The organism is Psychrobacter sp. 4Bb (assembly GCF_002836735.1).
In the GTDB taxonomy this organism is placed as follows: domain Bacteria; phylum Pseudomonadota; class Gammaproteobacteria; order Pseudomonadales; family Moraxellaceae; genus Psychrobacter.
Map to the genome: position 1 here is coordinate 66,686 of NZ_PJAS01000074.1, position 13,367 is coordinate 80,052.

Below are 13,367 nucleotides of genomic sequence, written 5' to 3' on the forward strand. Positions count from 1 at the left end.
GACTATAAAGCACTTATAAACAGTTTGGTGGTTTGGGTAGTCCTGCTAAGCGATTGACATGACGCGCGACCAAACCTGTATTAAACAATTGCTGTAGCTTTTGATTGCTAATATCGAGTTCTGGCAAAGTCTTTTGTAGCCATTTGATTAATGGACGGGTTGCTGGCGCGTGATTAAATTTGTCAAAAAACGCGCGCACTTGTTGCAAAATTTCTAAATGCTCATCGCTCAGATTAACCTCTAACGTGTCTGCCAATTGCTGTGCGATAGCAGGTGTCCAAATCGTATGGTCACACAGATGGCCGTCTTGATCTAGTTCGATATCAGCCGCTGATAATGCAGCGTTGTGAGTGGTCATGTCATTATTCATAAGGCAATCGTTACCACTTTGTCAATCTGACTGCTCTGAGTCAGATTGACCCATTCTGCGTCGGTTAAAATAGCAGTCAACTTAGTCTCTAAATTAAGCTTGCCAGTTGTATTTGCTGTTAGCTGTGCGATGTCATCTGCTAATGCGTAAATACCAGCAATACCATCTATATCGCTATCATTTAAATAAGCATTGAGCCAATCGATAAAAGCAGGAGTGCTGCCAAGCAGAAGGATGCTGTCGCCCGTGCGCCAAGTGCGAGACATCTCTTCGGTGCTGCGTCTAAGGGTAGCCATCGTGCTATGCAATTGATATAAAGTTGCCATAAAGGTATCCGATTACGTGCTTTATTATTTTATAAATCTAAGTTATATAGCGATTTAAAAGGTAAGTATCTGCTCAAAGTCTTGCGAGTTAATAACCTCTGGCACAAGTGTGAGCTGTGATGCCAGATCTGTCGGCAACATACCGGTGACCCAGCCACTAAAGACGTCATCGGGTAGCCAAGCTGCGGGCATATCGTAAAGCTCAAGTGACTGAATCATGCCATGTAGCCGCGAGTCAGATTGCATCAATAATCCAAAGACCGGCGCATCTAAGAACAATTGCACCTCATGACCAAATGTCGCTAAAGTTAGCGCAAGCGCACAACCTTCGTAGCTTACTGCTTCAGTGGGCGTGTGCAGCTGAATTAATAATCTCATTATGTATTCCTAAAAATAGTTACCGCTACCAGTGATCTCAATAGACAAACTATCAAACGACATGCTATCAAAACTGTATCAAACGACTGTCATCTTGCATCATCATCGCAAGCTCACTGAGTCCCACTAAGGTAAACCCTGTCGCAAGATTGGCACCGTCAAGCTGATGGCGTGAGCTGTTGTCTACATCACTCACGCCGCGGCTAAGGGCTGTACTGACACAGACAGGTAGGAGTAATTGATACTGCTCAGCCAATGACTGCCATTCTTTGGTCAAGTCTAATTGATCGGCTGACTGCCAACGCAATCGATTGGCTATGTGAGCCGAGTCGCCATAAAAGAAGACATTGAGCAGGGGTTGTTCAGAGGTAGCATTATCGCTGCTGCCTGTACCTGTACTATTAGTGTCATTGTTATCAATATCATGACTATTCGCTGCGCCATTCAGGTAAGCGCGTGCATAGCGTAACGCCAAGTGTGCGAATGGGTGACTAGGGTCAGCAGTAATCAGTAGTAACGGGGGAGTGGTCGTCATAGGGCGCGGTATCACATATTGTAAATAAGAGTTTAAAAATTATGGCCGAGTTGCTATAAATGCTTTGTATAAAGTAATTTGGTCGTTATTATTATAGTGCTTGTGTGCAAATTTGCGTGACAGAAAACAGAATTTATACTGATAATGCGACGTACAGCGGATCATACTGTCACATCAAATATCGTTATGTCATAAAAGAGCGGTGCGTCGTCTCTATCAAAGATGTTTATGCTAACATAAAGCGCCGCAAACCAAATAGAGTCACTGTTATTTAACGTGGTTTTATCTCAAGTATAGGCACACTGAGTATTATTATCTGATGCTGTGACTGCCTCGTAAGAAAAAACAATAAACTTATGAGCTAGGTTCACGTAGTCTTACCATTCTATGTAAGGAGTTTTTGTCACTATGTTACCTGCTATGCCCTCACGTGTGAACAATGGTACAGATTATCAGCCTACCGTAGAACAACTGCAAGTCCTGCAGACAGCGAGCGAATTTGCTTATCAGATTTGGGAAAGTCGGACCGTTTCATGTCAGACGTTTTTGCGTAGCTATCCATTGAATAGTACGCTGACCCGCCAGCAAATCGATGATCTGATACAAGATTATACGTTAGATGAGAACTATCAACTCGCTGACGAAACCAAGGTCATGAGTGGTTTGCGTCACTTGCGCACGCTACTGATGATGCGTTGGATTTGGCAAGATGCTTTGCAGACGATCAGTCTGGAGCAGCTGACCGATGAGTTGTCTGAATTTGCAGATGGCTGTATCTCTTTTGCTAAAGATTATACCTATCAGCACTTGGTTTCTAGATATGGCGAGCCGACCTTTATCAATGAACAAGGCAATATACAAGTCGATGATATGGCAATCATGGCCATGGGTAAACTTGGTGCGCAAGAGCTGAATTTATCAAGTGATATTGATCTAATCTTTATACATCAAGCGCGCGGCGAGACCAATGGCAATAAAGCAAAAGGCACACGTAGCATAGATAACAAACGCTTTATGACCAGATTGGGCCAAGGCATTATTAAACTGCTTGATAACAAGACCGCTGACGGTTTTGTCTTTCGAGTAGATATGCGCTTACGTCCATGGGGTGATGGAAGTGATTTGGCCATTCATCTATCCGCATTACAAAAGTACTTTACGATGCATGGGCGTGCATGGGAGCGTTTTGCTTGGTTAAAAGCACGCGTGGTCGGACAAATAGACCAGCCATTTTATGAAGAGATACAAGCGCTGATTAAGCCATTTGTGTTTCGTTATTACGTGGACTACAGTGCGTTTTCAGCATTGAGAGAAATGAAGTCTCTTATTCAAAACCAAGTTGCACAGCGTGAAGACTTGGACAATATCAAGCTTGGTGCGGGCGGTATTAGAGATATCGAGTTTATCGTACAGGCCTTTCAGCTTATCTATGGTGGCCGGCATCCACAGCTGCAAATCAAACCTTGCTTGCAAGCGATGCAAGTATTGTGTGAGCTTGGCTATCTGGAGCATTCAACTTACGAGCAGCTACAGGCAGCGTATCGGTTCTTACGCCGGCTTGAGCATGCTATTCAAGCGATTAATGACCAACAGACCCAGCGCTTACCACACGATGAGCAGTGGCAGCATAATCTAGCAGTGACGCTGAATTTTGAAAACTGGCATGCCTTATTAGATCAGCTTAATCGTCATCGCGAGAGTGTCAATGTGCCGTTTGAGCGTATGGTCACTGAGCGCCAAGTACCTGACAACGAAGATACCGATCTAGAACCAGAGCACTTAGATGAGCAAATCGCCCGTTTAAAAGAAGTGCTGACGGAAGAAAATCGCGAGGTACTACAGAATTTTTGGCAATCAAAAATGGTGGCTAACTTAAGTGATGAGGCCAGAGAGCGTTTAGACGACGCATATCCTGTCATTGTCCATGCGTTGTTAGCGCATCAAGAACAGCAGCAACTTGCCAATACTGCTTTACCGAGATTGATCTCACTGCTTGAAGCGATTTGTCGCCGTTCTATTTACTTGGTCATGATTGCTGAAAACCCCAATGCAACGATTGAGCTGATTCCAATGCTATCTGCCAGCCCATGGATCGCAAAAGAGTTGGCTCAGTATCCCGTGTTATTGGATACATTTTTGCAGCAGCGTTATCGCCATCTGCCAGATAAGCGTGAGCTGCGCGATATCTTGCGTCAACAGTTGCTACGCGTCGAGCCAAACGATGAAGAAGAGCTATTGAGCGTCCTACGTCTGTTCAAAAAGAATCAAGTGTTGGCGGTTGCTGCTAGCGATGTATTGGCTGAACGCCCGATTATGAAAGTGTCAGATTCATTGACTTATATCGCTGAAGTGGTACTAGAAGCGGCATTGGAGCGTGCTTTTGCAGAGATTGTTAACCGTTATGGGTATCCTATTGGCCAAGATGGCGATCCGGTCACTGAAGCGGACTGCGGCTTTGCGATTATCGGTTATGGCAAGCTTGGTGGCTTAGAGTTATCGTATTCTTCAGATTTGGACTTGGTATTCCTACACAAGATAAAAGAGCAGGGCATGACCACTGGTGAAAAATCAGTCAGTGGCATGAAGTTTGCCGCGCGTCTTGTACAAAAACTGATGAATTATCTCAATACTCAAACCCGTGATGGCCGTGCCTATGAGATTGATATGCGTCTGCGACCCTCAGGAAATGCTGGCATGATGGTAGTGTCTTGTCATGCATTTGAAACCTATCAAATGGATAAAGCATGGTCATGGGAGCATCAAGCGTTGGTACGTGCTCGTGCGATTTGTGGAGACAGACGAGTCACTGCACGCTTCTGTGATATTCGCCGCGATGTCTTGTCGTTGCCACGGACACTGGATCAAGTACGTAGTGAAGTTACTAGCATGCGTATCAAAATGCAAAAGCATCTAGGCACGAGCCAATGGCAGCAGGAAGCGGGCAAATTTCATCTTAAGCAAGATGCAGGCGGTATTGTAGACATTGAGTTCTTAGCACAGTTTGCCGTATTGGCCTACTCGCATGAATATCCGAGTTTGACCAAATGGAGCGATAATGTGCGAATTTTTGCAGAAGTTGCCTTGCTTGGTATTTGGGATGACCAAGTCTGTCAGGATTTGACCGATGCCTATCTAAGAATACGTGCTGCCACGCATCAATTGGCACTATCAGAGCAGTCTTTGCTCGTTGATGAGTCATTGTGGCAGGAGACGCGAGCGTTAGTACAGTCACAATGGCAGCATCTTATGGGTGTGGAGACAGACGACGAGTAATATCGTAACTTGTATGATTAAGGCCTTGCCGATAGTCCAAGAGACGCTTAAACTGTAAGGCCTTGTGATAATTAAAAAGCGTAATTAAAAACTATAGGGTCTCAAACCAAAAGATTTCATTTGCCAATACGGCCAGTGATATAATCGGTCACACATCATCTTAATACTGTTAGCTGTTCGTCATAATCAAGCTGTGCTTTAAGCAATAAAAATGGGCACTGCGGTGTTATCATACGATGTTGATCACTACTGTTAAATAAAACCTACCTAAAAAAAGTTAGACGTCAGTGCTAGCATAAGGATTATAAAATGAATATGGCAACACAAGATGGTAAGCTTTGGATGAATGGCACAATGATCGAACAGCCAGATGCTAAAGTTCATGTGCTTACCCATAGCTTGCATTATGGCATGGCTGTGTTTGAAGGCGTGCGTGCTTACCAAACCGCTGATAACCGCACGGCTATTTTTCGCTTAAAGGAACACACTGAACGTCTACTTGGTTCGGCAAAAATCTTTCAAATGGACGTACCGTTTGATGCGGCCACTCTAGAGCAAGCACATAAAGATGTGGTAAAGCAAAACAACTTGGCAGAAGCCTATATTCGTCCGCTTATTTGGGTAGGTGCAGAAAAGCTTGGCTTATCTTCACGTGACAATAGCATCAATGCTATGGTTGCTGCATGGCACTGGGGTGCATATCTTGGTGAGGAAGGTATCAAAAATGGTATCCGTGTAAAAACCTCTTCATTTACGCATCATATGCCAAATGTCACTATGTGTAAGGCAAAAGCTTCAAGCAACTATCCTGTGTCTATCATGGCCAACCAAGAAGTGACGCGTAATGGTTATGACGAAGCTATCTTGATGGATCCGCAAGGGTATGTGTGTCAAGGTGCTGGCGAGAACTTATTCTTGGTAAAAGATGGCGTGCTACATACGCCAGATTTAGCGGGCGGTGCACTTGATGGTATCACTCGTCGTACTATCCTTCAGTTCGCGGCTGATCTAGACATCAAAGTCGTTGAACGCCGTATCACTCGTGATGAGTTCTACTTAGCAGACGAGATATTTATGACAGGTACCGCTGCTGAAGTGACACCTATCCGCGAATACGATGATCGTACTATCGGGAATGGCGGCCGAGGACCATTGACTGAGAAACTCCAAACCCTATACTTTGATGTGGTTCATGGTCGTAACGAGCAATATATGGATTGGTTAAGCTTTATTGACTAATAAAGTCGTTAGTTTAAAGACCAAAAAGGCTGAACATAATTGTTCAGTCTTTTTTTTATGCTAATATAGCCATCATATTTATTCTTAAGATTAAAGTGAGCAGTCCATGCCAATAGATTCTAGTACAGCAGATAATAACAATATCAAACAAATTATTTGTATTAAATGGGGTACAAAGTACGGGGCTGATTACGCCAATAAACTGTATGGCATGGTATCTCGCAATATCACGCCACCGTTTCGCTTCGTCTGTTTTACCGATGATACCACCGATGTACGTCCAGAAATCGAATGCCAAGAGTTGCCACCATTAGATGTCACCATGCCAACCAACACACTTGGCAAGTGGCCAAAATCACGTTTGTGGGGTGAGAAGTTAGGTGATTTGACAGGGACAGTATTATTTGTAGATTTGGATGTGATTATAGTAGATAGCCTCGATCCTTTCTTTGAATACGGCGAGCCGGACGATGTTATTTTATCTTATAACCCAAGTAACCCGCTAGAGCGCCTCGGCCAGACTTCTTGCTTCCGCTTTCAGGTAGGGTCGCTTGTCTCACTACAAGAAAAATTCAAAGCCGATCCGCAAGGTATCGCTGATGAATATCGTTTTGAGCAGCGTTTTGTGACTCGTAATGCGCCAGGTGGTGTCAAGCTGTTTCCAAAAGCATGGGTTGCGCACTTTAGACGCAAATGTCGCCAACCATTTCCGCTTAACTACATCAAAGAACCGAAGATTCCTAAAGGCGCTCGTATTGTCATTTTCCCAGGTGATTTGTATCCTACGCATGCTATTGAAGGCAGATACAATAAAAACGCCGCCAATAATGCTAAAGACCATCTAAAAAGACTTACTGAGCCTAAAAACTTGAAACGCCCATTGCGCCATTTGCGTCATTTTATCTTACCAGTAGGGTGGATTGAAAAGTACTGGAAAGAATAGATTTAACTTTATAGTTATTACCATATTAGCAAACGTTAGTATTGATGCTTTCTATCTTTATATTCGTGAAGATAGAAGCATGACCCAGTGAATGGATAGAATTATGAAAACAAATGATACCATCAGAGTCTTTGTTGGCTGTGACCCAAATAACTGTGATTTAGAGCAGATGATGGTTCTAGATTATAGTATTCATAAACATACTAGTATGCCAGTGGAAATAGTATGGATGCAGTTATCGCGCGATCCGGATAGCTACTGGTATTCAAATCCTGAGACTGGTAAGGGCTGGGATACTACTAAGTGGTCAACGCCTTTTTCTGGTTTTAGATGGGCGATTCCAGAGTATTGCAATTACTCTGGACGTGCGATCTATATGGACGCTGATGTTGTTATTTTAGACGATCTAGCAAAGCTATGGCAGCATCCTATCAAAGGACAGTCTATAGTAGCCGCTAAAGCAAATGCCGATATGACTCGTCTATGTACCTGTGTTTGGGATTGCGATGCTGCAAAAAATGTGGTTTTGCCTATTGAGAAACTTAAAAAAGATCCCAAAAGTCACAAAGAAATGATGGCTTTGTTTAAGAAAAATACGCAACTGATTGAGCCTTATCAAAATAGCTATAACTGTATCGATGGTGAAGACTTAGCAATAGAACAAATCAAAATTTTGCATTATTCGGATATGGGCACACAATTCAGCCATAAGTACTCCTTACCTAGAGTGAGTGAGGAAGGGATTGAGCATTGGTTTGATGGTGAAGTATTACCACATCCAAGACAGGATTTGGTCGATCTTTTCGATACCTACTATAATGAAGCGCTTACTGCTGGATATGATTTAGAAAGTTATCGAATTGAGCCATTTGGTAGTTTTCCAAAAAAATCACAACAAGGATATATAGGCAATAAAGTGACTCGACCAAAGGCTTCTAAATCACTATTTGCAAAATTATTTAAACGTTGATTCATTTAATATAATAATATTTCACACATTAAATGAATAGAAATTCATCCATAGGTTGTCGTTTATGAAGCAGGATAAAAAAGTAGCGTTGCTCGCTATTAATTGTTTACAAGGTGGAGGGGCAGAGCGAGTCGTTCTTACTTTGGGGCAGGGGTTTTACGAATTAGGATACGAAGTACATATTTTAAGATTCAAACCACGGGTTGAATATGATCTTAATCCAAACCTTATTTATCATGTGCTCAAATTCAAACCCTACAAGATGATACCAGGAACACAGCGTCGCGATAAATTTTTCGCTCATGCGGTAGATCGTTATGTCAAAAAAAATATCGGACAGCCTGATATCATTTTGTCTAATCTTGATCGTTCAGACAGTATTTTTAGCTACAGTAGCCTGCCGAACATCATTTACGTGATTCATAATACTTTGTCATTACTGTATAAGTTTGCAAAAACAGATGTTGGTCATCAGAGAAAAGAAAACTTTACGAGAATTTATTCCAAAAATCCTTGTGCCTGTGTCAGTAACGGAGTAGAAAAGGATTTTGTAGAAAACTTTGGTCATGTTACCTCAACTACAGCAATACATAATCCTATTGATAGAGATGGTATTCAAAAGTTAGCTGATGCTTTCATTCCAGAATATCAAAATTATATTATTCACGTTGGCAGTTTTAAAGAAGCAAAGCGTCATGATGTGCTATTGAGAGCTTACGCGAAGACAGATCAGTCTTTGCCGTTGCTTCTTTTGGGTAAAGGGAAGCTTCAAAGCAATACAGAGGCGCTGGTATCAGAGCTCAATCTAGAAGATAAAGTTGTCTTTTTAGGTTTCCATGAAAACCCTTTTCCGTATATAAAGCATGCGAAATTTAAAGTATTGACTTCTGATTGGGAAGGTTTTGCTTTAGTGATTGCAGAGTCTTTAGTGTTAGGAACACCAGTTATCAGTACTGACTGCCAATCCGGGCCAAGTGAGTTGTTACCTCAAAAAAACCTAATGCCTATGAGAGACATAGATGCTATTGCAGCTAAATTAAGCCTAGCTATGAAAGATCCAGAGCAATTCCACTCTGAATTTAGCGAAGCACTCCTTCCTGTCACAATAGCCAAGAAGTATATTGAATTTGCATCGAATGTTAAGAATATAGATAAAAGGTCTTAATCTAACCACCATTTGGACCAATCATCTCTATGCAATTGCCGTAGAGTAGCGAAAGCACTCTGGTTATTCTGTAGTTTTTCGAATACAGCAAGCAGTATAGTCGTAGCCAATTTATCGACTTTCTGAAATTTATTATAGCGTTTACGCATATTTCTTAAGCTATCATCGGTACCAATACGGAAATAAGTAAGCCCATCGTATAGAGGCAAATCGCCGGCATAAAGTATGTCGGTTTTTTCGTTTAATAACGGCATAGGTTCAGCATTAGTGCTCAGTTGTAAAAAGTTTTTGGTCTCATGAACCCTTAAGGTATTCATTAGAGTGATGACATTCATCAAAATAGCAGCTCTAATACTGTTATTTGAGTGATCAATGAAAGTATCGCAGGCTGAAACAATCCAGCGCAGCGAAAGATGCTCTAATAAATAGTCGCTTTCTGACTCCCAAAGCCTCTCAAATTCAGCAAAAGTTTTATCTATTTTGTATTTGCGGCGCATCAATATGATAAGCGTATTGTGATAAAAGCAGAGCTCAGAATCTCCTAATGATTGATACTTTAAATTATTTAAGTGGATTTCTAAGTCTGTACTTTTACGCTCATCTGTCAGTGATTCAAGATCACACGATGACTCGGTGATTATTGTCGTTTTCATCTCATCAAAGCTTTTACCATCATAGTTTTTGACAATCTTACCCGCATTCAATCTTTTTTCACTTAGAAATATCAATAGCAGTTTTCTTTGCCAGTTTGAAGGTGTAGTCATGTCACTAAAATCCTTTGAACAAGTATGATGCAATTAGAGCTTAAACGTCTGTCGAAAAAATTGATACCAAAGTGGTTTATGAAATACTTTTGTTTAAACTGAATAGTATTGCTTGTACCATTCGACAAATTTTTTGATTCCATCTTCGATACTGGTATCAGGTTTGAAATCAATATCATCTACTAGCTCGTCTATATCTGCATAAGTAATAGGCACATCACCTGCTTGCATCGGCAATAAATTCTCTTGCGCTTTTTTGCCACAAGCGTTTTCGATGGCAGTGATAAAACGGCGTAAAGTCACTGGTTGGTTATTGCCAATGTTATATATTTTATAAGGGGCGGTCGCTGTAGTGATAGTAGAGTATTGAGGAGAGGGGGCTTTATCTATTATTCGAATGATACCTTTTACAATATCATCAATATAGGTAAAGTCACGCTGCATATCGCCATTATTGAAGACATTGATTGGATCACCAGCTAGAATTTTTTTGGTAAAAGAAAAATAGGCCATATCAGGTCGACCATAAGGACCGTAAACGGTAAAAAACCTTAATCCTGTCGTAGGGATATTATATAAATGGCTGTAGCTATGCGCCATGAGCTCGTTTGATTTTTTGGTGGCTGCATATAAGCTGATAGGAAAATCAACACAATCAGCAGTGGTAAATGGCTGCTTTATATTCATACCATAAACAGAGCTAGAGCTTGCGTAGATTAAGTGCTTAATATCGTGGTGACGACAGCCTTCTAGAATATTAACAAAGCCAACCACATTTGAGTCGATATACGCGTTAGGGTTTTCGATAGAATAGCGCACACCTGCTTGGGCACCTAAATTAACAACTGTATCAAATTGATAGGTTGCAAAAAGCTCAGATATGGCTTCACGATCAGCCAGATCTAACTTAATAAATGTAAAAATTTCTGGATCTGATATCTCACCTAATATTCTCAAACGCGCTTCTTTTAGATCTGTATCATAATAGTCGTTGATATTGTCGATACCAACGATACAGTAATCCCTAGCAGATAGATCTGTTTCTAGTATCGCCTTGATTAAATGAAAACCAATAAAACCTGCCGCACCAGTGACCAGTATTTTCATTAGTCGCTCCCAAACAGATCGCGAGTGAATACTTTGTCTGCGACATCTTTTATATCGTCAGATAGGCGGTTTGCGACAATGACATCACTCACTGATTTAAAGGTTTCTAAATCTTGAATCACACGCGAATTAAAGAAATTGTCTTCTTTTAGCACAGGTTCGTAGACAACAACCTCGATACCTTTTGCCTTGATACGTTTCATGATGCCTTGTATGGCAGATGCTCTAAAGTTATCTGACCCACTTTTCATTACTAGGCGATGTATTCCCACGATTTTTGGCTGTCTTTCGATGATTTTATCGGCAATAAAGTCTTTGCGGGTTCTATTAGAATCGACAATGGCTTTTATCAGGTTGCTTGGCACTTCATCGTAATTTGCTAATAACTGCTTAGTATCTTTGGGCAGACAGTAGCCGCCATAGCCAAAGGAAGGGTTATTATAATGATCACCAATACGCGGGTCTAACCCAATACCTTCTATAATCTGTTTGGTTTCGAGCCCAAATGTTTGAGCGTAAGTATCAAGCTCATTAAAATAGGCCACGCGCATTGCTAAATAAGTATTAGAAAACAGCTTGATTGCCTCAGCTTCAGTGGGCTTTACAAATAGTAGCGGTACGTCCTTTTTGATTGCACCTTCAAGGAGTAAGTTAGCGAATAATTGAGCCCGTTCTGACTGTTCACCTACAATGATTCGAGAAGGGTAAAGGTTGTCATGTAGCGCTTTACCTTCTCGCAGAAATTCGGGTGAAAAGATAATACGGTCAGTTGCATAACGCTCTCTAATACTAGCCGTATATCCTACTGGTACGGTAGACTTTATAATAATGGTTGCTTGTTGATTGACCAAAAGTACTTGCTCAATCACTGCTTCTACCGTTGATGTATTGAAGTAATTGGTCTTGGCATCATAATCAGTTGGTGTCGCCACAATAATAAAATCAGCGCCTTCATAGGCCGCCGACGCATCAAGTGTCGCAGAAAAGTTGAGATTTTTATTTGATAAAAAGTCTTCAATATCTTCATCTTCAATAGGGGATTGTTGGGCATTCAATAAATCGATTTTTTCAGGAACAATGTCGACAGCGACGACTTCGTTATGCTGTGCCAATAGCATTGCATTTGATAAGCCTACGTAGCCTGTACCTACTACTGCTATTTTCATAATATATCCAATTAATGTTTATGCTTTGATGGATCTAATCCGAAATTGGTTTGTGCTAAATATGATTCAAAATAATGATACTGTGTCAGCTCAGCTAGCTAGTGTTCCCGTCATAGAAGCGGGGAGATACGCTAAAAATTTATGCTTCATAGCTTGGCTAATTTTTTTGTGTAAATCTGATTCAAGAAGGTCTAGGCTTTGGATACAACCGTACTTGATAGATTTATCTTCTAAGGCAGTAATAAAATCCTCGACACTACTTCCATTTTTTAGATAGTTGACAGAGGTATCGGGTTTTAGATGCGCTTCATCCTTTTGAATTTTCAGATGATTCATCAGGGTTATTGGGTTCACCTGCGCCACATCTCTAAATTTATATCTAATCTGCTCTGTCAGTAGCTGAGGATGGTTTAGTAAATAATCTTTCAATATGTTCCTATCGACGATATGAGGATAGTGATGAATTTCAAAAAATTGATCCATACCAAGTATTTTGGCACTTAGCATTTGGGCGATAGTATGCCTTGGCTGAATCGGTGTTCCAAACAATTTAAAGCGCGATTTTCGGAAATTAAGCTTAGCATTTAATGCCGCACTTTTACGCCAGTGGCCGTGAATGTTTAGCTTTTTACCGTCTAAAAAGTCATCTATTTTTACTGGTTGGTTAAAAAAGAAATCATCATTCATATAGATGAAGTAATCAGACAGCCCCCCAATATTCCATATCATCGACTCAATCGATCGGGTATTAAACGTAGGCAAAAACTGCTCGTAACCCGAAAATATCTCCTTATGATCAACGATGCGTATTTTATCTGCTGAGCAAATACCTTGCTTGGCAAACTCATCGACGAACGCTGGCTTTTGTTGATCTGTGACGATATATATATGACGACAAAAAGGCACATATTTGATGATAGAAGCAATATTATAATATATCTCATCGTCGCTAGCGAAACGCGTGTCAGTTATGGCATCAGATGCCACTTCTTTACTTGGCTTGTACTGTTCTCGCTTTTGTTTGAGTATAGGGTCTGCACCATCTACCCAAGCAATGACGATGTCTAATGTGTTTTCACTAGGCTGCTTCATAACTGATCCTGCTCTCATCGGATATGCATCTATTTTAGT

General features: G+C 41.1%; 13 protein-coding genes. 5 read left to right on the top strand and 8 right to left on the bottom strand.

Annotated features, from left to right (window positions below; genetic code table 11):
• Positions 1-13: 13 nt before the first annotated feature.
• The 4 genes from CXF60_RS12465 to tusD form a co-directional block, all read right to left on the bottom strand.
• Positions 14-358: a TusE/DsrC/DsvC family sulfur relay protein gene (locus tag CXF60_RS12465; RefSeq protein ID WP_180958151.1), complete on the bottom strand. Its 345-nt coding sequence runs from the start codon at positions 356-358 to the stop codon at positions 14-16.
• 8 nt (positions 359-366) lie between these two features.
• Positions 367-696 carry a hypothetical protein gene (locus CXF60_RS12470; protein WP_102092187.1) on the bottom strand — a complete coding sequence of 110 codons (330 nt, stop codon included), beginning with the start codon at positions 694-696 and terminating at the stop codon, positions 367-369.
• A 54-nt stretch (positions 697-750) separates the two neighbouring features.
• A complete protein-coding gene (locus CXF60_RS12475; protein WP_102092188.1) occupies positions 751-1,074 on the bottom strand; it encodes a hypothetical protein in 324 nt (107 codons plus the stop codon).
• Between the two features lie 67 nt (positions 1,075-1,141).
• Complete coding sequence (tusD, locus tag CXF60_RS12480) at positions 1,142-1,609, bottom strand: sulfurtransferase complex subunit TusD (RefSeq protein WP_102092189.1); 468 nt, start codon at positions 1,607-1,609, stop codon at positions 1,142-1,144.
• A gap of 408 nt (positions 1,610-2,017) precedes the next feature.
• Between tusD and glnE the strand changes: the two genes are divergently transcribed.
• The 5 genes from glnE (at position 2,018) to CXF60_RS12505 (ending at position 9,199) form a co-directional block, all read left to right on the top strand.
• Positions 2,018-4,882 carry a bifunctional [glutamate--ammonia ligase]-adenylyl-L-tyrosine phosphorylase/[glutamate--ammonia-ligase] adenylyltransferase gene (gene glnE / locus CXF60_RS12485; RefSeq protein WP_102092190.1) on the top strand — a complete coding sequence of 955 codons (2,865 nt, stop codon included), beginning with the start codon at positions 2,018-2,020 and terminating at the stop codon, positions 4,880-4,882.
• A 309-nt stretch (positions 4,883-5,191) separates the two neighbouring features.
• On the top strand, positions 5,192-6,121 hold the full coding sequence (locus CXF60_RS12490; RefSeq protein WP_102092191.1) for a branched-chain amino acid transaminase: 930 nt from the start codon (positions 5,192-5,194) through the stop codon (positions 6,119-6,121).
• 106 nt (positions 6,122-6,227) lie between these two features.
• Positions 6,228-7,064 (top strand): glycosyl transferase, encoded by an 837-nt coding sequence (locus CXF60_RS12495; RefSeq protein ID WP_102092192.1) that lies wholly within the window; start codon positions 6,228-6,230, stop codon positions 7,062-7,064.
• A 103-nt stretch (positions 7,065-7,167) separates the two neighbouring features.
• Complete coding sequence (locus CXF60_RS12500) at positions 7,168-8,034, top strand: glycosyltransferase (protein ID WP_102092193.1); 867 nt, start codon at positions 7,168-7,170, stop codon at positions 8,032-8,034.
• Between the two features lie 64 nt (positions 8,035-8,098).
• Complete coding sequence (locus CXF60_RS12505; RefSeq protein ID WP_102092194.1) at positions 8,099-9,199, top strand: glycosyltransferase; 1,101 nt, start codon at positions 8,099-8,101, stop codon at positions 9,197-9,199.
• Here the strand turns inward: CXF60_RS12505 and CXF60_RS12510 are convergent.
• The 4 genes from CXF60_RS12510 to CXF60_RS12525 form a co-directional block, all read right to left on the bottom strand.
• Positions 9,196-9,963, bottom strand: coding sequence for a hypothetical protein (locus tag CXF60_RS12510; protein WP_102092195.1), 768 nt, complete (start codon positions 9,961-9,963; stop codon positions 9,196-9,198). The two genes, CXF60_RS12505 and CXF60_RS12510, sit on opposite strands and share 4 nt — an antisense overlap.
• Positions 9,964-10,056: 93 nt before the next feature.
• Positions 10,057-11,070, bottom strand: coding sequence for an NAD-dependent epimerase (locus CXF60_RS12515; protein WP_102092196.1), 1,014 nt, complete (start codon positions 11,068-11,070; stop codon positions 10,057-10,059).
• On the bottom strand, positions 11,070-12,236 hold the full coding sequence (locus tag CXF60_RS12520; protein WP_102092197.1) for a nucleotide sugar dehydrogenase: 1,167 nt from the start codon (positions 12,234-12,236) through the stop codon (positions 11,070-11,072). Before CXF60_RS12520 ends, CXF60_RS12515 begins: the two co-directional genes overlap by 1 nt.
• Before the next feature lie 90 nt (positions 12,237-12,326).
• Positions 12,327-13,328: a Stealth CR1 domain-containing protein gene (locus CXF60_RS12525; protein ID WP_102092198.1), complete on the bottom strand. Its 1,002-nt coding sequence runs from the start codon at positions 13,326-13,328 to the stop codon at positions 12,327-12,329.
• Positions 13,329-13,367 lie beyond the last annotated feature (39 nt).

Excerpts from the sequence above, each read along its gene's own strand:
- CXF60_RS12510 (WP_102092195.1), bottom strand. The coding sequence starts at position 9,963 with ATGACTACACCTTCAAACTGGCAAAGAAAACTGCTATTGATATTTCTA.
- CXF60_RS12495 (WP_102092192.1), top strand. The coding sequence starts at position 6,228 with ATGCCAATAGATTCTAGTACAGCAGATAATAACAATATCAAACAAATT.
- CXF60_RS12470 (WP_102092187.1), bottom strand. The coding sequence starts at position 696 with ATGGCAACTTTATATCAATTGCATAGCACGATGGCTACCCTTAGACGC.
- CXF60_RS12465 (WP_180958151.1), bottom strand. The coding sequence starts at position 358 with ATGACCACTCACAACGCTGCATTATCAGCGGCTGATATCGAACTAGAT.
- CXF60_RS12500 (WP_102092193.1), top strand. The coding sequence starts at position 7,168 with ATGAAAACAAATGATACCATCAGAGTCTTTGTTGGCTGTGACCCAAAT.
- CXF60_RS12525 (WP_102092198.1), bottom strand. The coding sequence starts at position 13,328 with ATGAAGCAGCCTAGTGAAAACACATTAGACATCGTCATTGCTTGGGTA.
- CXF60_RS12515 (WP_102092196.1), bottom strand. The coding sequence starts at position 11,070 with ATGAAAATACTGGTCACTGGTGCGGCAGGTTTTATTGGTTTTCATTTA.
- CXF60_RS12490 (WP_102092191.1), top strand. The coding sequence starts at position 5,192 with ATGAATATGGCAACACAAGATGGTAAGCTTTGGATGAATGGCACAATG.
- CXF60_RS12505 (WP_102092194.1), top strand. The coding sequence starts at position 8,099 with ATGAAGCAGGATAAAAAAGTAGCGTTGCTCGCTATTAATTGTTTACAA.
- CXF60_RS12475 (WP_102092188.1), bottom strand. The coding sequence starts at position 1,074 with ATGAGATTATTAATTCAGCTGCACACGCCCACTGAAGCAGTAAGCTAC.
- CXF60_RS12520 (WP_102092197.1), bottom strand. The coding sequence starts at position 12,236 with ATGAAAATAGCAGTAGTAGGTACAGGCTACGTAGGCTTATCAAATGCA.
- tusD (WP_102092189.1), bottom strand. The coding sequence starts at position 1,609 with ATGACGACCACTCCCCCGTTACTACTGATTACTGCTGACCCTAGTCAC.
- glnE (WP_102092190.1), top strand. The coding sequence starts at position 2,018 with ATGTTACCTGCTATGCCCTCACGTGTGAACAATGGTACAGATTATCAG.